The 19767-nt window shown below is 74.0% G+C and carries 16 protein-coding genes; 10 read left to right on the forward strand and 6 right to left on the reverse strand.

What is annotated here, in order from left to right; all coding sequences use genetic code 11:
* Positions 1-70: 70 nt before the first annotated feature.
* From WD794_12145 to WD794_12165, 5 genes are all read right to left on the reverse strand, one after another.
* A complete protein-coding gene (locus WD794_12145; protein ID MEX2291060.1) occupies positions 71-1363 on the reverse strand; it encodes a DUF58 domain-containing protein in 1293 nt (430 codons plus the stop codon).
* Positions 1364-1439: 76 nt separating this feature from the next.
* Entirely contained in the window at positions 1440-2369 is a 930-nt protein-coding gene (locus tag WD794_12150; GenBank protein MEX2291061.1) for a MoxR family ATPase, read from the reverse strand.
* 146 nt (positions 2370-2515) lie between these two features.
* The gene (locus WD794_12155) at positions 2516-3697 is read right to left on the reverse strand and encodes a DUF4350 domain-containing protein (protein MEX2291062.1); all 1182 of its coding nucleotides are present in this window, start codon (positions 3695-3697) and stop codon (positions 2516-2518) included.
* Positions 3694-4308 (reverse strand): DUF4129 domain-containing protein, encoded by a 615-nt coding sequence (locus WD794_12160; protein MEX2291063.1) that lies wholly within the window; start codon positions 4306-4308, stop codon positions 3694-3696. Before WD794_12160 ends, WD794_12155 begins: the two co-directional genes overlap by 4 nt.
* Positions 4305-5384 carry a hypothetical protein gene (locus tag WD794_12165; GenBank protein ID MEX2291064.1) on the reverse strand — a complete coding sequence of 360 codons (1080 nt, stop codon included), beginning with the start codon at positions 5382-5384 and terminating at the stop codon, positions 4305-4307. Before WD794_12165 ends, WD794_12160 begins: the two co-directional genes overlap by 4 nt.
* 125 nt (positions 5385-5509) lie before the next feature.
* Here WD794_12165 and mtrA point away from each other — a divergent pair, with 125 nt between their 5' ends.
* The 10 genes from mtrA to secA all read left to right on the forward strand — a co-directional run bounded on the left by mtrA (position 5510) and on the right by secA (position 18990).
* Positions 5510-6199, forward strand: a complete 690-nt coding sequence (mtrA, locus tag WD794_12170) for an MtrAB system response regulator MtrA (GenBank protein MEX2291065.1) — start codon at positions 5510-5512, stop codon at positions 6197-6199.
* 173 nt (positions 6200-6372) lie between these two features.
* The gene (mtrB, locus tag WD794_12175) at positions 6373-7851 is read left to right on the forward strand and encodes an MtrAB system histidine kinase MtrB (protein MEX2291066.1); all 1479 of its coding nucleotides are present in this window, start codon (positions 6373-6375) and stop codon (positions 7849-7851) included.
* Positions 7848-9593 (forward strand): LpqB family beta-propeller domain-containing protein, encoded by a 1746-nt coding sequence (locus tag WD794_12180; GenBank protein MEX2291067.1) that lies wholly within the window; start codon positions 7848-7850, stop codon positions 9591-9593. The genes mtrB and WD794_12180 overlap by 4 nt, the downstream gene beginning before the upstream one ends.
* Positions 9594-9689: 96 nt before the next feature.
* Positions 9690-10424: a phosphoribosyltransferase family protein gene (locus WD794_12185; GenBank protein MEX2291068.1), complete on the forward strand. Its 735-nt coding sequence runs from the start codon at positions 9690-9692 to the stop codon at positions 10422-10424.
* A 152-nt stretch (positions 10425-10576) separates the two neighbouring features.
* Entirely contained in the window at positions 10577-11221 is a 645-nt protein-coding gene (gene raiA, locus WD794_12190; GenBank protein ID MEX2291069.1) for a ribosome-associated translation inhibitor RaiA, read from the forward strand.
* Positions 11222-11361: 140 nt separating this feature from the next.
* Positions 11362-12066 (forward strand): response regulator transcription factor, encoded by a 705-nt coding sequence (locus tag WD794_12195; protein ID MEX2291070.1) that lies wholly within the window; start codon positions 11362-11364, stop codon positions 12064-12066.
* Between the two features lie 153 nt (positions 12067-12219).
* Positions 12220-12429, forward strand: coding sequence for a heavy-metal-associated domain-containing protein (locus WD794_12200; GenBank protein MEX2291071.1), 210 nt, complete (start codon positions 12220-12222; stop codon positions 12427-12429).
* The gene (locus WD794_12205) at positions 12426-13274 is read left to right on the forward strand and encodes a hypothetical protein (protein ID MEX2291072.1); all 849 of its coding nucleotides are present in this window, start codon (positions 12426-12428) and stop codon (positions 13272-13274) included. Before WD794_12200 ends, WD794_12205 begins: the two co-directional genes overlap by 4 nt.
* A complete protein-coding gene (locus WD794_12210) occupies positions 13271-15622 on the forward strand; it encodes a heavy metal translocating P-type ATPase (protein MEX2291073.1) in 2352 nt (783 codons plus the stop codon). The genes WD794_12205 and WD794_12210 overlap by 4 nt, the downstream gene beginning before the upstream one ends.
* Before the next feature lie 410 nt (positions 15623-16032).
* A complete protein-coding gene (gene secA, locus WD794_12215) occupies positions 16033-18990 on the forward strand; it encodes a preprotein translocase subunit SecA (protein ID MEX2291074.1) in 2958 nt (985 codons plus the stop codon).
* A 193-nt stretch (positions 18991-19183) separates the two neighbouring features.
* On the opposite strand, the gene WD794_12220 is transcribed toward secA, so the two are convergent.
* Positions 19184-19762 carry an Rv3235 family protein gene (locus WD794_12220; GenBank protein ID MEX2291075.1) on the reverse strand — a complete coding sequence of 193 codons (579 nt, stop codon included), beginning with the start codon at positions 19760-19762 and terminating at the stop codon, positions 19184-19186.
* Positions 19763-19767: the final 5 nt, after the last annotated feature.

A 19767-nucleotide genomic window follows, 5' to 3' on the forward strand; every position in this document is an offset into this window, starting at 1 on the left:
ACAGGTGCAACAGATCACCGGACCCGACCCCAGCGAGGAGCCCGCACCCTTCTGATCTGACGCACCCGGATCAGAGCCGGCCGGCGGCCTTCAGTGCGAGGTAGCCGTCCGCTACCGCCGGCGCGAAGGTCTCCGGCGGGGCGTCCACGACCTCGACACCCCGGCGCCGCAGGAGCAGCGTCAGGCGGCGCCGCTCGGTGCGCGCCCGCTCGGCGGCCGCGGCGGCGTAGACGTCCTCGACCGAGCCGCCGGCACGTGCCATCTGCTCCACCCTCGGATCGGCGACCGCAGCCAGCAGGACGGTGTGCCGGGAGGTCAGCGAGCTCAGGTGCGGCAGCAGCCCCTGCTCCAGGGGGGCGGTGTCCAGAGAGGTGAACAGCACCACCAGCGAGCGCTGGCGGGTGCGGCGCAGCACCTCGCCGACCAGTCGGCGGCCGTCGCTCTCCACGAGCGCGGGCTCCAGCCCGGCCATCGCGTCGACGACCCGCGGGAGCAGTGCGTCACGGCCGACGCCTTCGACGGCCGCCCGCGGCTCCCGATCGAAGGCGAGCAGGTCGACCCGGTCACCGGCGCGCGTGGCCAGCGCACAGAGCAACAGGGCGGCATCGAGCGCGGCGTCGAGCCGGGGGGCGTCGCCGACCCGGCCCGCGGAGGTGCGCGAGGTGTCCAGGACGAGCATCAGCGTGCGGTCCCGCTCCGGCCGCCAGGTGCGTACGACGACGTCCTGCCGGCGGGCCGTCGCGCGCCAGTCGATGGACCGCACGTCGTCGCCCTCGACATAGTCGCGCAGCGCGTCGAACTCGGTGCCCTGTCCGCGGCCCCGCACGGCAACCGCCCCGTCGAGCTGGCGCAGCCGGGCGAGCCGCTCCGGCAGGAAGCGGCGGGAGGCGAACGGCGGCTGGACGCGTACCCGCCACGGCAACTCGTGCCGGCCCTGCCGAGCCGCGATGCCGAGCGGGCCGAACGAACGCACCGTCACCCGGTCCGGCAGGCGGTCGCCGCGGCGGGTCGGTCGCAGGACCGACGTCAGGACGCGCCGCTCACCCGGCGGCACCTCGAGCGCATGGGAGCGGGGGGACGCGCCGGCCGACGGCACCCAGGCATCACGCACCAGCCCGCGTAGCCGGCGTGGGCCCGGATTGGTGACCGCAAGGCTGACCTCGACCTGCTCGCCCAGCCGGCAGGCGGTGGCTCCGCCGCGCACCAGCCGCAGCGACGAGACCGGTTGTGCAGCCAGGGCATCTGCGACGCACACCGCCGTGAGCAGCAGGACGACGACGAGCACCGTCCACAGCGACGGCAGCAGCAGCACCGGCAGCAGGCCGAGCAGGGCGAGCAGCACGGCCCGGCCGGTCAGCGCCACGGTGCCGACCTGCCCGGTGCCGACCTGCCCGGTCGTGGTGTGGCCGGTCTGCTCCGTCGCGGTGTGACAGCCACGGTCAGCGGGGGACGGGCACCGAGGACAGGACGCCGTCGAGGACCCCGTCGCCAGTGACACCCTCCAGCTCGGCCTCGGGGCGGACGCTGACCCGGTGCCGCAGGGTGGGTCGCGCGAGCGCCTTCACGTCGTCGGGGGTGAGGTAGTCGCGGCCGGACAGCCACGCCCAGGCCTTCGCGCCGGCCAGCAGCGCTGTGGCGCCGCGGGGCGAGACGCCCAGCGACAGCGACGGCGAGCTGCGCGTCGCGCGGCACAGGTCGACGACATAGCCCAGCACCTCGGGCGAGACGGTCACGCCGCGCACCGCCTCGCGTCCGGCGGCCAGGTCGGCCGCGTCGGCGACCGGCCGTAGCCCGGCGGCACGCAGGTCGCGCGGGTCGAAGCCTCTGTCGTGGGGGCCCACGACCTTGATCTCGTCCTCGCGCGACGGCAGCCCGACGGTGAGCTTGAGCAGAAAGCGGTCGAGCTGCGCTTCCGGCAGCGGGTAGGTGCCTTCGTACTCGACCGGGTTCTGGGTGGCGCACACGATGAACGGGTCGGGGAGCAGTCGCGGCGTCCCGTCCACGGTGACCTGCCGCTCCTCCATCGCCTCCAGCAGCGACGCCTGCGTCTTCGGCGGTGTGCGGTTGATCTCGTCCGCCAGCAGCAGGTTGGTGAACACCGGCCCCTCCCGGAAGGAGAAGGCCGAGGACCGGTTGTCGTAGACCAGCGAGCCGGTGATGTCGCCGGGCATCAGGTCGGGCGTGAACTGCACCCGCTTGGTGTCGAGCGACAGCGACGCGGCGACGGCGCGGACCAGCAGTGTCTTCGCGACGCCCGGCACACCCTCGAGCAGGACGTGTCCGCGACAGAGCAACGCGAGAACCAGACCGGTGACCGCAGCGTCCTGCCCGACGACCGCCTTGGCCACCTCGGAGCGCAGCGCGACCAGCGCCTCGCGGGCACCTTCGCTGCCGGACGCCCGGCGGGGGGCCCTGGCGCGCCCGGAGGTGGTCCGGGTGGTCGGCGGAGACGAGCTCGCCGCCCGGCGGCGGGCGGGTCGCTCGGGGCGGTCGGGGGACGGTCCACTCGGTGCCGTCACGGTCCGGCCACCTCCCGGGTCAGGGCCTGCTCGAGGATGCGAAGGTCGCCGGCCAGCCGCACCAGAGCGGCGTCGTCGACCGGAGGGCCACCGTACAGAAGCCCGCCGACGACGGCCCGGTCGCTGCCGGTGCGCTCGGCGACCAGCGCGACGACGAAGGCCTGCTCCGCGCCTGCGGGCAGCCCGACGCGGGTGGCCAGCCGCTCGCGGGTGGCGGCGCGCAGTGCCTCGGCGGCCGTCCCGCGGGCCCCGGCCGCGTGGTAGAGCCGGGCGCGCCCCTCGACCGCCTCGGCGGCGCGCACGACCACCGGCAGCGGTTCCCCGACGACCCGGCCGAGCCGGCGGGCGCGCCACAGCGCGAGCACCGCACCGACGACCAGCAGCCACAGCGCGCCGAGCTTCAGCTCGTCCGCGACCAGCTCCGACAGCGGCGGCTGCTCACCCTCCGGCACCGTCCGGCCGGGGCGCGGGACGAGCCACACGACGCGGTCGGCGTCGCCGAGCAGGCCGAGGGCGAGGGCGGCGTTGCCGCGGTGGCCGAGCCGCTCGTTGGTCAGCGGTGTCCCGTCGCCGAGCAGCGTGACGCCGACCGAGGGAAGGCGCAGCAGCGTCGCGCTGCCCGAGGCGGCGTAGCAACCGGCGGCGGGCACCCCTTCGGCGTCGTAGGTCGGGCCACCCAGATCGACCTCTCCGGCCGTGCCCGCCAGCGGCAGCGTGCAGCCGGGCCGGCGCCGCTCCACCGGGACCGCCGGGCCGGCCCGGACCGGCAGCCCGAGCAGCTCGAGCTGGGCCTGCTCGGCGCCGACGACGAGCAACGGCGCGACCAGGCCGCCCAGCCCCGCCAGCTCGCTGCCGGTCAGGGTTTGAGGAGCGGGCACGACCACCGTCGCCGCGGGATCGTCCGCCGCGACCACCTGCTCGACCGTCTCGACTCGCTCGACCGGGATGCCACGGTCCCGCAGCAGCGTGGCCAGCGCCCGTGCGCCGGCGGGGCTGTAGGCGTCGGGGTCGAGCCGGCCACCGGAGCCGGTCGCGCCGAGGACGCCGACGACCACCCCCACCAGCACCACCCCGGCCACCACGAGCGCCGGTCCGCGCGCTGCCCGAGTGGCGGAGCGGACGGTCGGGCCGCTGGCGGTGAGCGGCTCGGCACCGGTCCGACCCGCGGTGCCGGTCACGCCACCCCGATCCGGCTGCGCCCGACCCGCTCGTCCACCTCGACCAGCACGGCGTACGAGGCCGCGTCGGCGGCGCGACCGCCGTACCAGACCTCGTCGAACAGGACGGCGGCACGGAGCAGGTCCTCGGCGGCCGGGGGCCCCGCGGCGCCGCCGTCCCGGGCGACCTCACCGGCGGTGCGGCCGGCCCGGCGGTCCAGCGCGCCGCGGGTCTCCAGGTCGCGGACGACCGCACGCAGCCGCTCGCGCACCGCGTCGGCCCAGCGCGACTCGGCGGCCGCGACCTGCGCCAGCGCCCGGTGCTCCGGGGCCGTCAGCAGGGCGCTGCCGGCGAACAGCGGCGCCTGCCGGCTCCCGCCCTGCGCGGACGGCCGGACCCTGGCGAGCACGATGGCGACCGCGCCGCCCAGCAGCAGGAACAGCAAGAGCAGCCCGGCGGGGCCGCCCGGGACCGCGTCCGCGGCATTGTCGAACAGATCACCCAGGACGCGCAGGAGCCGACCGGCCAGGCGGATCAGCAGCGGCGGCTGCGCGGCGTCGTACTCCGGGCGGGACAGTTCCTCCCGGGCCGCCTGGCGGGCCGCCTCGCGGTCCAGGTCCAGCAGCCTCACGACCGGTCGCTGGCCGCCGCTGTCAGCGCCACGTCCAGGCCCTCGGCGCGCATCCGCCGGTCGACGTAGAGCAGTGCCCGGACACCGGCCTGGAACGGGTCGACCAGCGTCGCCGCGACGATGCTGCCGATCGAGGAGGCGATGAGGGCGCGGGTGGCCAGCACGTCCCCACCACCGGTGAGGCCCGCCGTCGAGCCGTCGCCGAGCAGTGCGAACGGCACCTGCACCACCAGGCTGATGAATCCGGCGATCAGGAAGGTCAGCCCGGTGATGCCGAAGACCCGCCACCAGTCGCCCTTCACCAGGACCGCCGACCGGTGCAGGCTGGTGCGGACGTCGAGCCGCTCGAGCACGAGCGCGCAGGGCGCCAGGGAGTACCGGATGTAGAGGTAGATCGCTGCGGCCACGCCGCCCAGGATCAGCGGCACGCCCAGGAGGGCGAGCAGCGGCCCGCCGATCGCGATCATCAGCGTGCCGACCAGGGCGGCGGCGAAGACCAGGCCGCCGGCGAGCAGCCCGAGCAGGGCGGCGACGGCGAGCAGCCCGAGCAGCCGCGGCCGGACCTGCTCCCAGACGCCGGCCAGGCCGAGCGGCTGGCCCAGCACCGCCTTGCCGACCACCGCGGTGACGACGCCGGTCAGGATGGCGCCGGACAGCACCGCCAGCAGGCCCGTCAGCAGCCCACCGACCGCGACCCCGCCCAGCGCCGCCTCCAGCGCCTCGAGGTCCCCGCCCTGCAGGTCCGCGGCGGAGTCCGGGTCGACGAACGGGCGGAAGGCGCTCAGCAACAGGCCCACGTTGACGACGGTCGCGACGACGGCGATGACGGCCGACATGGTCAGGGTCGGCCGCGGATAGCGGCGGACGACGCCGACGGCCCCGTCGAGCAGCTCGCCCAGCCCCAGCGGTCGCAGCGGCACGACCCCCGGCTTCACGTCCGGCCGCGGTGGATCCGGTGGCTGCCCGTACTGCGGCTGCCCGTACTGCGGCTCGCCGGACGGCGGCGGAGCCGGCGGCGGGGCGGACGGCGTCGGCGGACCCCAGCCCTCGGGTGCGGTCCAACCGGGTTCGTTCATGCTCCCTCTTCCGTGGCGGTGCCGGTGGTCCCGGTGCTGCCCATGCTGGCACGGCCAGAGTGGCTTTCCCCTCCCGCGGCCGGTCTGTGGTGCGACGATGGAGCGATGCGGACATCGGGTGCGGCATGAAGGGCCGCGTGCTCGTCGTCGACGACGACCCGGCACTGGCCGAGATGCTCGGCATCGTGCTGCGCGGCGAGGGCCTGGACCCGGCCTTCGTCGCGAACGGCGACGCCGCCCTCGGGGCCTTCCGGCGGGAGAAGCCCGACCTGGTCCTGCTCGACCTGATGCTGCCCGGCACCGACGGCATCGAGGTCTGCCGCCAGATCCGCGCGGAGAGCGGCGTCCCGATCGTCATGCTCACCGCGCGCAGCGACACCCTCGACGTGGTGCTCGGCCTGGAGAGCGGTGCGGACGACTACGTCGTCAAGCCGTTCAAGCCCAAGGAGCTGGTGGCCCGGCTGCGGGCGCGGCTGCGCCAGCGTGAGGACGCCGAGCCGGAGACGCTGACCATCGGCCCGCCGGAGGACCCGCTGACCATCGACGTACCCGGCCACAAGGTGGTGCGGGGCAGCGAGCAGGTGCAGCTGACACCGCTCGAGTTCGACCTGCTGGTCGCGCTGGCCCGTAAGCCGCACACCGTCTTCACCCGCGAGGTGCTGCTCGAGCAGGTGTGGCACTACCGGCACGCCGCCGACACCCGGCTGGTCAACGTGCACGTGCAGCGGCTGCGCGCGAAGGTCGAGCGCGACCCCGAGCACCCCCAGGTCGTGGTCACGGTCCGGGGGGTCGGCTACAAGGCAGGTCCGGCCTGACCCCCGGCCTGCCCGGCGCACCGGCACCGGTAGGCACCGGGCCGGTCGACCCACCCAGCCGCCCGCGACCGGCCCCCGTCTCGCTGGACCCGCCGTGGCGGCGTGCTCTCGAGGGCGCGGCCGCGGCGGCGCACGCGGCCGGCTCGGCCGCGGCGCGCAGGTGGCGACGGTCGCTGCAGACCCGGGTCGTGGTCAGCACGCTGGTCGTGTCCGGCGTCATCATGGCGCTGTTCGCCTCGCTGCTGCTCGAGTCGGTCGGCCGCGGCCTCGTGCAGGCCAAGACCCGCACGTCCCTGGCCGAGGCACGCTCGGCCCTGCTACTGCTCGAGGCGCGCATCGGCATCGAGGATCGCAGCGCCGAGGCGCAGGAGCTGCTGCTGGAGGAGCTCGCCGCGGAGGTGCGCAGCCGCTCCTCGTCCTCGGTCGTCGTCGCCGGCCCCTCGCGCGGTAGCAGTTACGAGGCGGGCGACGCCGAGCTGGCCGACATCCCGGTGGACCTGGACGCGCGACTGCAGATTGCGCCGGGCATGGCCTACGTCCATGCCGACGTCCCGGCCGGCGGTGCGCGTGAGCCCGGTGTGGTCGTCGGCTCCTCGTTCCGCGTGCCGGTGCTCGGGGACTACCGGGTCTTCCAGTTCTTCCCGCTGACCACCGAGAAGCAGACCCTCGATCTGGTCCGGCGCACCATCGCCGCCGCCGGGCTGCTGCTCGTGGCGCTGCTCGCCCTCATCACGGGCCTGGTCGCGCGACAGGTCGTCGCCCCAGTACGGGCTGCGGCGTCGACGGCCGAGCGGCTCGCCGAGGGCCGGCTCGACGAGCGGCTCCGGGTGCGCGGCGAGGACGAGATCGCCCGGCTGGGTTCCACCTTCAACTCGATGGCCGGCGCGTTGCAGAGCCAGATCCAGCAGCTCGAGGACCTCTCCCGCGTCCAGCGCCGGTTCGTCTCCGACGTCTCGCACGAGCTGCGGACGCCGCTGACCACCGTGCGGATGGCCGCCGACGTCCTCTACGACGCGCGCGAGGACTTCCCGCCCTCACCGGCCCGAGCCGCCGAGCTGCTGCAGGCCGAGCTGGACCGCTTCGAGGCGCTGCTCGTCGACCTGCTCGAGATCAGCCGGTACGACGCCAAGGCCGCTTCGCTGGACGCGTCGCCGGTGGATCTGTGTCCGCTGGTCCGCCGGGTGGCCGCCGCCGCCGCACCGCTCGCCGAGCGCAAGGGCAGCCGGCTCGACGTCGTCCTGCCGGTCTGGCCGGTCGTGGCCGACATCGAGCCGCTGCGCATCGAGCGGGCACTGCGCAACCTGGTGGTCAACGCCGTCGAGCACGGCGAGGGCCGGCCGGTCGAGGTGCGGCTGGCCTCGACCCGCGAGATCGTCACCGTCAGCGTCCGCGACTCGGGTGTCGGCCTGCAGCCCGGCCAGGCCGGGATGGTGTTCACCCGCTTCTGGCGCGGCGACCCCTCCCGGGCACGGACCACCGGCGGCACCGGGCTGGGCCTGGCCATCGCGCTCGAGGACGTGCGTCTGCACGGCGGCTGGCTGCAGGCGGCCGGGATCCCGGGGGAGGGCTCGGTCTTCCGGATGACGCTGCCGCGCAAGGCCGGCCGGACCGCACCCAATACCCCTCTCGAACTCCCCGGCAGACCGTCGTGAGGCGACCGTTCGCGCTCCTCGCGCTGCTGCTGCTGCCGGCCTGCGGGCTGCCGCTGACCGAGGGGGTGCAGCCCGCCGGCCAGGTGGAGGCGGCGCGGGAGGAGCCGGCGCCGGTCCGCGTGATTCCGCCCGGTCCACAGCCGGGGGCCAGCCCGCAGGACATCGTCCGCGGCTTTCTCAACGCGCAGAGCAGCCCCGACGACGGCCACGCCGTGGCCCGGACGTTCCTGGCTCCCGGCACGACGTGGGACGACGAGCAGGGGGCGGTCGTCTACCGCGCCCGCGGCTTCGTCGAGGGCACCGGCCAGGACCCGCTCACCTTCACGGTCCGCTTCGACACGACGGCCCGCATCCACCCGACTGGCGCCTTCGTCCTCGACGACGCCCCGGTTCCCGCGACCTACGTCGTGGGCCGGATGCCGTCCGGGGAGTACCGCCTGACATCGGTGCCTGCCGGCCTGCACCTGACCGGCAAGGCCCGCGAGCGCTCCTTCCGGCCGTACGACGTGCACTTCCTGGCCCGCGCGCTGGACGGGGAGGCGACCGGACGGCTGGTGCCGGACCGGGTGTTCCTCCCGGAGACGGCGGCCCGTGCGTCGGCCCTGGTCGGAGCTCTGGTCGGCGGGGCGACCCCGCCCCTTCGCCCGGCGGTGACCAGCGCGCTCCCGGCGGGGACCGGGCTCGCCTCGCCGGTGGTGGAGCGGGACGGCGTGGTCACCGTCGACCTGACGGGCGAGGTCGAGGCGCTCGGGGCCCGGGGACGACAGCGGCTGTCCGCGCAGTTCGCGTGGACGCTGGTGCCCGCCTTCCAGGGGGTCCGGCTGCTGGTCGAGGGGCGGCCCTTCCAGGTCGAGGGCGCCGGGGAGGTGCAGAGCCGGAAGGACTGGCCGGAGTACCACCCCGCGGGGGTCGACCCGCAGGCCCCGCTCTACTACGTGCAGGGCCGCAAGCTGCGCAGCCTGGACGGCCCGCTGCCGGAGTCGGAGGCCACCGGCCCCGGCCCGCTGCCCGTCGACGCCGTCGCGGTCAGTCCGGCCGGCGGGGCGCTGGGCCTGCTCAGCCGTGTCGCGGACGACCTGGACGAGGTGCGCACGGGGCCGCCCGAGGGGCCGTTCGGCTCGCCAGTCCTGCGCCGACCCGGCCTCGGCTCGCTCTCGTGGGGACCCGGCGACCAGGGCCTGTGGCTGGTCGCGGACGGCGCTCGGCCCGCTGTCTGCCTGCTGGCGCCGGTCGGCCGGCCGCCCCGAGCAGACCCCTGTGCGGTGCCGTACGAGCAACCGACCGGCGCCGGACCGCTCAGCGGACTGCGGGTCTCCCGCGACGGCGCCCGGATCGCACTCGTCTTCGGCACCGGCACGGCGCGCCGCCTCTACGTCGGCCGGATCGAGCCCGGACCCGCCGGGCCGCGGATCGACGTGGCCGCCGGTCCCGTGGCACGCCTGCTCACCGACGTCACCGACGTGGCGTGGCAGTCCGGGACGACGCTGGCGGTGCTCGCCTCCTCCGGTGGCTCGCAGGTCGTGCTGTGGAACGTCACCGTGGACGGTTCCGCCGGACCGACGGTGGTCCAGCGGCCGGGGTTGTCCGGGGACGCGGTGAAGGTCGCGGCCGCAGCCGGCCGGCCGCTGGTCGTCGGTGCGCTGGTGGACGGTCAGCCCCGGCTGTTCCGCGATACCGGTACCCTGTTCCGCGAGGTACCGGGGGGCGGAGAGGCCGGGAGCGCACCGGCCTATCCGGGCTGATTCACACTGCCCGGCTGATCCACAGCTCTCCCAGCTGATCCACAGCTGCCCTGGCGGCTCTTCCCCCGGCGTGGCGCGGGGCGCAGGGTCGTCGCCGTGCTGGCCGACCTGCTCGACCTGGTCCTGCCACAGGAGTGCCCGGGTTGCGGCGGCTCCGGGCGGGGCCTGTGCGCGGCCTGCCTGGCCGGCTTCGGAGCGCCGCGCCGGCACCGACCCGACCCGTGCCCGCCGGGACTGCCCGACCTGGCGGTCGCGACGGCCTACGACGGGGTCGCCCGCGCTGTCCTGCTGGCGCACAAGGAGCACGGCCGGCTCGGGCTGGCCCGGCCGCTGGGTGCCGCCCTCGCTGGAGCGGTCACCCTGCTGGAGCTCCCGGCTCGCATCGTGCTGGTGCCGGTGCCCTCGTCGCCGGCGAGCGTGCGCGCGCGGGGGCACGACCACGCCCGCCGGCTCGCGACCGCGGCGGCGCGGCGGTTGCCGGCCGGTTGCGCCCGGCCGGTGCTGACCGGCGCCCGCCAGGTCGCCGACCAGGCCGGGCTGGACGCCGCGGCCCGCGCCGCCAACCTCGCCGGCGCGCTGCGGGCACGCCGGCGGCTCGACGGGCTGGTGGTCGTGGTCGTCGACGACGTGGTCACCACCGGTTCCACGCTCGTGGAGGCCGCCCGGGCGCTGCGGGCGGCCGGTGCCGACGTGCGCGGGGCGGCGGCGGTCGCAGCGACCGCGCGCCGGACAGGTGCGAAGCGGGTCGAACGGGGAAGGGCTGCGGCACCCGACGTGGTGGGCAGAGTTCGAGGGACGGCACCTCTGTCCAGCGGGCCCGGACCGGTCTAGCGTCGGGGCAATGGCCCCGGACTCCGGGGTCCGCCGACTCGGAGAGGAGGCCAGTTCCGAGCACCAGCCGCTCCCTACGCGAACACCCGAGCTGTGCGGGCGCAGCCCGCTGCGGCTCTGCCGTCGCCATCCCGATCTGCAGGAGGACCCGCGTGGACATCGTCGTCAAAGGCCGGAACGTCGAGGTGCCGGACCACTATCGCGAGCACGTGGCCGTCAAGTTGGCTCCCTCGGAACGCTTGGACTCGCGGGCCATCCGGATAGACGTCGAGCTCATGCACGAAAAGAACCCTCGCCAGTCCGACCGCTGCCAGCGCATCGAGATCACCTGCTACAGCAAGGGTCCGGTGATCCGCGCCGAGGCCTGCGCCGCCGACTTCTACGCCGCTCTCGACGCCGCGGTGCTCAAGCTCGAAGCGCGACTGCGCAAGGCGCACGACCGCCGCCGGGTGCACCACGGCCGGCACACCCCGCCCTCGGTGGCGGAGGCGACGGCCGGGCTGCCGGCCGACTTGCCGCCGCTGACGGCGCCGAGCAACGGCTCGTCCGCGGAGACGGCCTACGAAGCGGTGGCCCTGCTCGACCCGCCCGAGCCGGGCGCCGACGACACCGAGTCGCTCATCGTGCGCGACAAGACGCACAGCGCGGTGCCGATGACGACGGCCGACGCGCTGCACGAGATGGAGCTGGTCGGCCACGACTTCTACCTGTTCGCCGACGCGGCGAGCGGGCTGCCCAGCGTCGTCTACCGGCGGCACGGCTACGACTACGGCGTCATCCGGCTGGCGGCCGGCTGAGGCCGCCGCGCCCGTCCGGGGCAAGCGGCCTTGCCCGCGGCGGGTGCGTGACAGGATGGCCAAGTTCCCGGGTTCCCGGGACATCGGCGCGGCCGCACCGCCGTTGTGCGTCCGACGAGCTGGGAGGCTCCTTGACCGACATGCCGGCCCCGGGTCCTGTGCCTGCCCCCGGGGGTCTTGTCGTCGAGCCGATCCGCGTGCTCGTCGTCGACGATCACGCCCTGTTCCGCCGCGGCCTGCAGATGGTGCTCGAGCAGGAGCCCGACATCGAGGTGGTCGGTGAGGCCAGCGACGGCGCCGAGGCGATCACGGCCGCGACCGAGACGCTGCCCGACATCGTCCTGATGGACGTCCGGATGCCCAAGCGGGGCGGCATCGACGCCTGCACCGCGATCCACGAGACGGTCCCGTCCTCGAAGATCATCATGCTGACGATCTCGGACGAGGAGGCCGACCTCTACGACGCCATCAAGGCCGGTGCGATGGGCTACCTGCTGAAGGAGATCTCCATCGAGGAGGTCGCCTCGGCGATCCGCGCCGTCCACGGCGGACAATCGCTGATCAGCCCGTCGATGGCGAGCAAGCTGCTCACCGAGTTCGCCACGATGATCAAGAAGACGGACGACCGGCAGCAGGTCCCGACCCCACGGCTCACCGACCGCGAGATGGAGGTCCTCAAGCTGGTCGCCAAGGGGATGAACAACCGCGACATCGCCAAGCAGTTGTTCATCAGCGAGAACACCGTGAAGAACCACATCCGCAACATCCTCGAGAAGCTCCAGTTGCACTCGCGGATGGAGGCCGTGGTCTACGCGGTCCGAGAGAAGCTGCTCGAGATCACCTGACAGCCATCTTTGGTGGCGGTGCAGCCGCGGGTCGGCGCGGTGCGGGGGCGGTGGCCGGGTCGGTGGGTAGGGGGAGGCCGTCGGCCATGAGCCGGGAACATACCCCCTCGGGGTAGCGTTGACCCGGATTCGGTCCCACCCCAGGAGGACACCATGGAGCAGCGCACCTACACCTACACCGTCACCGGCATGACCTGCGGCCATTGCGTCTCGTCGGTCAGCGAGGAGGTCGGCGCAGTGGCCGGCGTCTCGTCCGTGGACGTGGTGCTCGAGACCGGCGCCGTCACGGTGACCGGCAAGGGGATCTCCGACGAGGCGGTGCAGGCGGCCGTCGAGGAAGCCGGCTACTCGGTGGCCTCGTGAGAGAGCTGACCCCTGCCGTCCGGCTCGGCGTCTTCGGTGTCGGCCTGGTGGCCGTGCTGGTGGGGGCGCTCGCGCTGGGACGGGCGACCGGTGACGTCGCGGATGCCGCTCCGCTGGAGGCCGGTGCGCACGCCGCGCACGGCGGCGACCGCCCCGGTCCGGACGTGGGCGCCGGGCCGCTGGGCACCACCCTGTCCGCCGGCGGGCTGCGCCTGGACGTCCCGACCACCACCCTGCCGGCCAGGCAGACGCGACCCTTCACCTTCCGGGTGCTCGGCGACGGCGGCCGGCCGGTCACCGCGTACGACGTCGAGCAGGGCAAGCAGATGCATCTCGTGCTGGTCAGTCGCGACCTGGCGCGGCACGCCCACGTCCATCCGGAGCTCGCGGCCGACGGCACCTGGAGCGTCCCGCTGATCCTGGCCGCCGGCTCCTACCGCGCCGTCGCCGACTTCTCCACCGGCGGCGAGCGCCGCAGCCTCGCGGTCGACCTGGCCGTGCCCGGGCCGCTCGAGGCGCGGCCGCTGCCCGCGCCCGAGCCGACCGCGACCGTGGGCGACCTGCGCGTCGCACTGTCCCGCGACGGCAGCGAGCTGTCCTTCACCGCCTCCCGCACCGACGGAACGCCCGTCGTCCCGCAGCCCTATCTCGGCGCGCGCGGCCATCTGGTCGCGTTCCGCGCCGGTGACCTGGCCTACACCCACGTCCACCCGGCCCGCGAGGAGGGCGCCACCACGACGTACGCCGCGCAGCTGCCCGGTCCGGGCAGCTACCGGCTGTTCCTCGAACTGCGCGTCGACGACGTCGTACGGACCGTGCCCTTCACCCTGGAGTCGAGCGCATGAGCGCACTGGACCTGCCCGTGCAGGGGATGACCTGCGCCTCCTGCGCGAACCGCATCGAGCGCAAGCTCAACAAGCTCGACGGCGTCACCGCGACGGTCAACTACGCCACCGAGCAGGCGTCCGTGGAGTACGACGAGACCGCCGTGACCCCGCAGGACCTCGTCCGGGCCGTGGAGGCTGCCGGCTACAAGGCGGTGCTCCCGACACCGCAGGCGATGGACCAGCCGCGGGCCGAGCCGCTCGACCCGACGACGTCGCTGCGGCGCCGGCTGGCCGTCTCCTGGGCGCTGACCCTGCCCGTACTGGCGCTGTCGATGGTGCCGGCGCTGCAGTTCGACAACTGGCAGTGGGTCGCGCTCCAGCTGACCACGCCGGTCGTGCTGTGGGGGGCCTGGCCGTTCCACCGCGTCGCGTGGGCCAACCTCAGGCTCGGCACGGCGTCGATGGACACGTTGGTGTCCATGGGCGCGCTGGTCAGCTGGGTCTACTCCATCGTCGTGCTGCTGACGACGGCCGCGGGCGACACCGGCTTCCGGATGCCGTTCGAGCTGCGGATCGGCTCGCACGGCAGCACCCCGGAGCTCTACCTGGAGGTCGGGGCTGCGCTGACCGCCTTCCTGCTCGCCGGCCGCTACCTCGAGGCCCGCGCCAAGCGGAGCAGCGGTGCCGCACTCCAGGCACTGCTGCAGCTGGGCGCCAAGGAGGCCGCGCGGCTGACGGCGGACGGGCGCGAGGAGCGGGTGCCGGTCGACGCGCTGGCGGTCGGCGACCGCTTCGTCGTCCGACCGGGCGAGAAGATCGCTACCGACGGGGTGGTGGTGGAGGGTCGCAGCGCCGTGGACCTGTCCCTGCTGACCGGCGAGTCCGTGCCGGTCGAGGTGGGGGAGGGCGACGGCGTCACCGGTGCGACCGTCAACGTCGGCGGTCGCCTGGTCGTGGAGGCCACCCGCGTCGGCAGCGATACGGCGCTGGCGCAGATCGGCCGGCTGGTCACCGCCGCGCAGACCGGCAAGGCGCCGGTCCAGCGGCTGGCCGACCGGGTCGCCGCGGTCTTCGTGCCGATCGTGATCGCGTTGTCGGTCGCGGGTCTGGGCTGGTGGCTCGGCGCCGGTGCCTCCACCGCCAAGGCGATCACGGTCGCCGTCGCGGTGCTGGTGATCGCCTGCCCCTGCGCCCTCGGGCTCGCCACGCCCACCGCGCTGCTGGTCGGGACCGGCCGCGGTGCGCAGCTGGGCATCCTCATCAAGGGACCGGAGGTGCTCGAGAGCACCCGGCGGATCGACACGGTCGTGCTCGACAAGACCGGCACGGTCACCACCGGGCAGATGTCGCTGGTCTCGGTGCACACGGCCGGCGCCGACGAGCGCGAGGTGCTGCGCCTGGTGGGTGCGCTGGAGGACGCCAGCGAGCACCCGATCGCGCGGGCGATCGCCGAGGCGGCCCGCGAACGGGTCGGCCCGTTGCCCCCCGTGGAGTCCTTCGACAACCGCGAGGGGCTGGGGGTGCAGGGTGTCGTGGACGGCTACGCGCTCGTCGTCGGCCGCCCGCAGCTGCTGGCTGACCGGTCGCTGCGCATGCCCGAGCAGCTGCAGGCGGAGGTGGACGCCGCGCGAGCCGCCGGTCGTACCGTCGTCGTCGCCGGCTGGGACGGACAGGTGCGGGCGGCGCTGGTGGTCGCCGACACCGTCAAGTCGAGCAGTGCGTCGGCGGTCCGGCGGCTGCGCGCGCTCGGGCTGCACCCGGTGCTGCTGACCGGCGACAACGAGGCGACCGCGCGCGCGGGCGCGCAGGAGGTGGGCATCGACGAGGTCGTCGCCGACGTGCTGCCGGCCGACAAGGTGTCGGTCGTGAAGCGGCTGCAGGAGCAGGGCCGGGTCGTGGCGATGGTGGGTGACGGCGTCAACGACGCCCCCGCGCTCGCGCAGGCCGACCTCGGCCTGGCCATCGGCACCGGCACCGACGTGGCGATCGAAGCGAGCGACCTGACGCTCGTGCGCGGCGACCTCACCGCCGCTGCCGACGCGATCCGGCTGAGCCGTCGCACGCTGCGCGTCATCAAGGGCAACCTGTTCTGGGCCTTCGCCTACAACGTGCTCGGCATCCCGCTCGCGCTCGCGGGGCTGCTCAACCCGGTCATCGCCGCGGCGGCCATGGCCTTCTCGAGCGTGTTCGTCGTAACCAACTCGCTGCGGCTGCGGGGGTTCAGCTCCGAGCCGGCGCGGGCGGCGTCGGCGCGGACAGCCGATGCGCCGACAGGCGAAGCGCGGGCGGACGAGGCGCGGCCGCAGCCGGCGCGTCCCCAGGAGCCGGTGCGGTCCAGCTGGGAGCGCCGCCACTACACCAGTTGACCCCGCGGCTCCTTGCGTCCTACGGAGGGGTCACCCCCACGCGGAGCTTGGTAGGACGCAAGGGCTCGACCCGCGGCAGGCCGAGCAGCGTGCCGTCGCGCGCCTCCACCACGGCGACATTGGCGTTCGTCCCCGCCGCCCACTCCTCGGCACGACGTCGTCGACGTGGCCCAGCCCCCAGCAGCCGCTCGGTCCGCAGCTCGGTGGGCGCCGGCGGCCGCTCCGTGACGTCCTCATCGGTCGCCTGGGAGCAGCCCGCCGGGCCAGCAGTCCACGTGCTTGCCGCGGTGCAGCATCCCGCCGCGCAGGACGCCCTCGTTCACGGCAGCATTGGGCCCAACGCCGGACCGGCCGAGGGGACGATCTCGCACGCGCGGCGCCTACGATGACCCAGACGTCCTACCGAAGAGGTGCAACGCGTGGTCCTGCAGAAGCTCCTGCGTGCCGGCGAGGGCAAGACCCTTCGCCGGCTCAAGAACATCGCCGATGCGGTCAACGGCGTCGAGGCCGAGTTCGTCGCGATGACCGACGCCGAGCTGCGCCAGGAGACCGACGTCTTCCGCCGGCGGCTGGCCGACGGCGAGAACGTCGAGGACATCCTCGTCGAGGCCTTCGCGGTCGGTCGCGAGGGCGCCCGCCGCACGCTGGGGCAGCGGCACTTCGACGTGCAGGTCATGGGCGGTGCGGCGCTGCACATGGGCAACATCGCCGAGATGCGCACGGGCGAGGGCAAGACGCTGACCTCGGTGCTGCCGGCCTACCTCAACGGTCTGGCCGGCCACGGCGTGCACATCGTCACCGTCAACGACTACCTGGCCCGCCGCGACGCGGAGTGGATGGGTCGCGTGCACCGGTTCCTCGGCCTGTCCGTGGGGGTGATCCTGGCCAACGAGCGCCCCGAGCAGCGCCGCCCGAACTACGCCTGCGACATCACCTACGGCACCAACAACGAGTTCGGCTTCGACTACCTGCGCGACAACATGGCCTGGAGCGCCGAGGAGCTCGTGCAGCGGGGCCACCACTTCGCCATCGTCGACGAGGTCGACTCGATCCTCATCGACGAGGCCCGCACGCCACTGATCATCAGCGGACCCTCCGACCAGGCGACGAAGTGGTACTCCGAGTTCGCGCGGATCATCCCGCGGTTGGTCCGCGACGTCGACTACGAGGTCGACGAGAAGAAGCGCACGGTGGCGATCACCGAGTCGGGGGTGGAGAAGGTCGAGGACCAGCTCGGCATCGACAACCTCTACGAGTCGGTCAACACCCCGCTGGTGGGCTACCTCAACAACGCCCTCAAGGCACGTGAGCTCTACCGCAAGGACAAGGAGTACGTCGTCATCGACGGGGAGGTGCTCATCGTCGACGAGCACACGGGCCGCGTGCTGGCGGGCCGCCGCTACAACGAGGGGATGCACCAGGCGATCGAGGCCAAGGAGGGCGTCCGGATCAAGGACGAGAACCAGACGCTGGCCACCATCACGCTGCAGAACTACTTCCGCCTCTACAGCAAGCTCGGCGGCATGACCGGCACCGCCGCGACCGAGGCAGCCGAGTTCAGCCAGACGTACGGCCTCGGCGTGGTCGAGATCCCGACCAACCGTGACCCGAAGCGGGTCGATGAAGCCGACGTCGTCTACAAGAGCGAAGACGCCAAGTACGACGCTGTCGTGGAGGACATCGCCGAGAAGCACGAGGCCGGGCAGCCGGTGCTGGTGGGCACCATCTCGGTCGAGAAGAGCGAGCACCTGTCGACGCTGCTGCGCCGGCGCGGCGTCCCGCACGAGGTTCTCAACGCCAAGCAGCACGACCGCGAGGCGACGATCGTCGCGCAGGCCGGACGCAAGGGGGCCGTCACCGTGGCCACCAACATGGCCGGCCGCGGCACCGACATCATGCTCGGTGGCAATCCCGAGCACATCGCCGCCGACGAGCTGCGCAGCCGCGGCCTGTCACCGGTCGAGACGCCGGAGGAGTACGAGAAGGCCTGGCCGGACGCGCTCGAGCGGGCCACGGCGTCGGTCAAGAGCGAGCACGACGAGGTGGTGCGGGCCGGCGGGCTCTACGTCCTCGGGACCGAGCGGCACGAGTCGCGCCGGATCGACAACCAGTTGCGCGGCCGCTCCGGCCGACAGGGCGACCCGGGCCTGTCCCGGTTCTACCTCTCGCTCGGTGACGACCTGATGCGGCTGTTCAATGCCGGCGCCGTCGAGATGATCATGGATCGGCTGAACATCCCCGACGACGTGCCGATCGAGTCCAAGATGGTCAGCCGGGCGATCCGCTCCGCGCAGACCCAGGTCGAGCAGCAGAACTTCGAGATCCGCAAGAACGTCCTGAAGTACGACGAGGTGCTCAACCGTCAGCGCACCGTCATCTACGACGAGCGCCGCAAGGTGCTGAGCGGTGCCGACCTGCACGAGCAGATCCGCAACATGGTCGACGACGTCATCGAGATGTACGTCTACGCCGCCACCGCCGAGGGCTACCCGACCGAGTGGGACCTCGAGCAGTTGTGGACGGCCTTGCAGACGCTCTACCCCGTGAGCCTGGCGTTGGAGAAGTACGACGCGGACCGCGACGGCCTGAGCGCCGACGGCCTGATCGAGGACATCCAGGCGGATGCGTCCGCGGCCTACGACGCCCGTGAGGCGGCGCTCGGCCTCGCGCCGAACGGCGAGCCGGTGATGCGCGAGCTCGAGCGGCGGGTGCTGCTGTCGGTGATGGACCGCAAGTGGCGCGAGCACCTCTACGAGATGGACTACCTGCAGGAGGGCATCGGCCTGCGGGCCATGGGCCAGCGCGACCCGCTGGTGGAGTACCAGCGCGAGGGCTTCGACATGTTCGCCTCGATGATGGAGGCGATCAAGGAGGAATCGGTCGGCTTCCTGTTCAACGTCGAGGTCAAGGTCGACGAGGCGGCCGCCGCCGTCCCGAAGCCCGCCGTTCCGGCCGACCTGGTGGCCAGCGGTCCTGGTGAGAATCCCGGCGAGGTCTTCGTCGAGCACCTGTCGAACGGCCGGGAGCGGCCGGCGGCCGGTGGAGCGCCGGCCGGAGCGGTGCCGGCCGGCGCAGCCATGGCGCCGGTCGCTCCCGCAGCATCGGCGCTCCCGGACGCTTTCGGCCGGCCGGAGCGTCCGGCCGAGGTCGAGTACACCGGGCCGGCCTTCGACGGCGCCCCCGGCTCCACCGGCGTGCAGCGCTCGGCCGGACCCGCGTCCTCCGCCGCGTCCGGCCCCGCGTCCGCCGCGCCGCCCGGCCAGCGCCCCGTTCCCGCCTCAGGGCAGCACACCCAGAGCCGCAACGAGCTGTGTGCCTGCGGCTCGGGCCGCAAGTACAAGCGCTGCCACGGGGACCCGCGGCACTGACTTCGGGATCCGCCCGGCGCTCCGCGGTCCAGCAGGCGACGTGAGGCTCTTCCGCACTGTCTCCGCCCGCCCGCCGCCGTGGGGTCGGGGGTGCGCCCGACAGGGTGATGCAGGAGAGCGCAAGATTTCCCAGAACGTGACCTCTCCTGCACAAGCCGCTGCACAACAGGTCCGCCAGCTGTCGGTGCCTGGCTCAGAGGCCGACCAGCTCCGTGCAGCACCAGCGGCCATCGACGTCCTCCAGCCGCAGGGCGAAGGCCGCCATCCGCGGACCGCGCCGCACGGTTGCGCAGACCTCGGCCACCCCCTCGGCGCGCTCCTGCACGTGCAGGCTGCGTACCGCTCCGGTGCCGGGGCGCAGGCCGGTGGGGGCCGCCGCGGCGTGCACCGCCTGCTCGAGCTGCAGGAAGAGCTCCGGTGTCGTCAGCCGCTGCAGCTGACGGACTGCTCGTACGCCGGCCAGGACCTCGAGCAGCCCCTGCACCAGAGCCCGCGCCACCGTGCGCGCCGGCGGCAGCTCGTCCACGGGAGTACGGATCCGGTCGGGGGTCACGTCGTCGGCAGGCCTGGACGGCAGATCCGGAACGAGCCGCAGCGGGACGGAGACCAGGGCGCGCAGCGGCCCCCACGGCGTGGCCGGGGCAGCGACGTGGGCCAGTGGCAGCTCGTCGTCGTAGGGCGGCTCGCTGGCGGGGACCGGCAGCAGGCGCAGCACCGGCAGGGTGGCCGGCGGGACGAGGCGCAGCGGCGCCTCGGGTGAGGGAACGGACATGGAGT

It is taken from the genome of Mycobacteriales bacterium (assembly GCA_040902655.1).
Classification (GTDB): domain Bacteria; phylum Actinomycetota; class Actinomycetes; order Mycobacteriales; family SCTD01; genus SCTD01.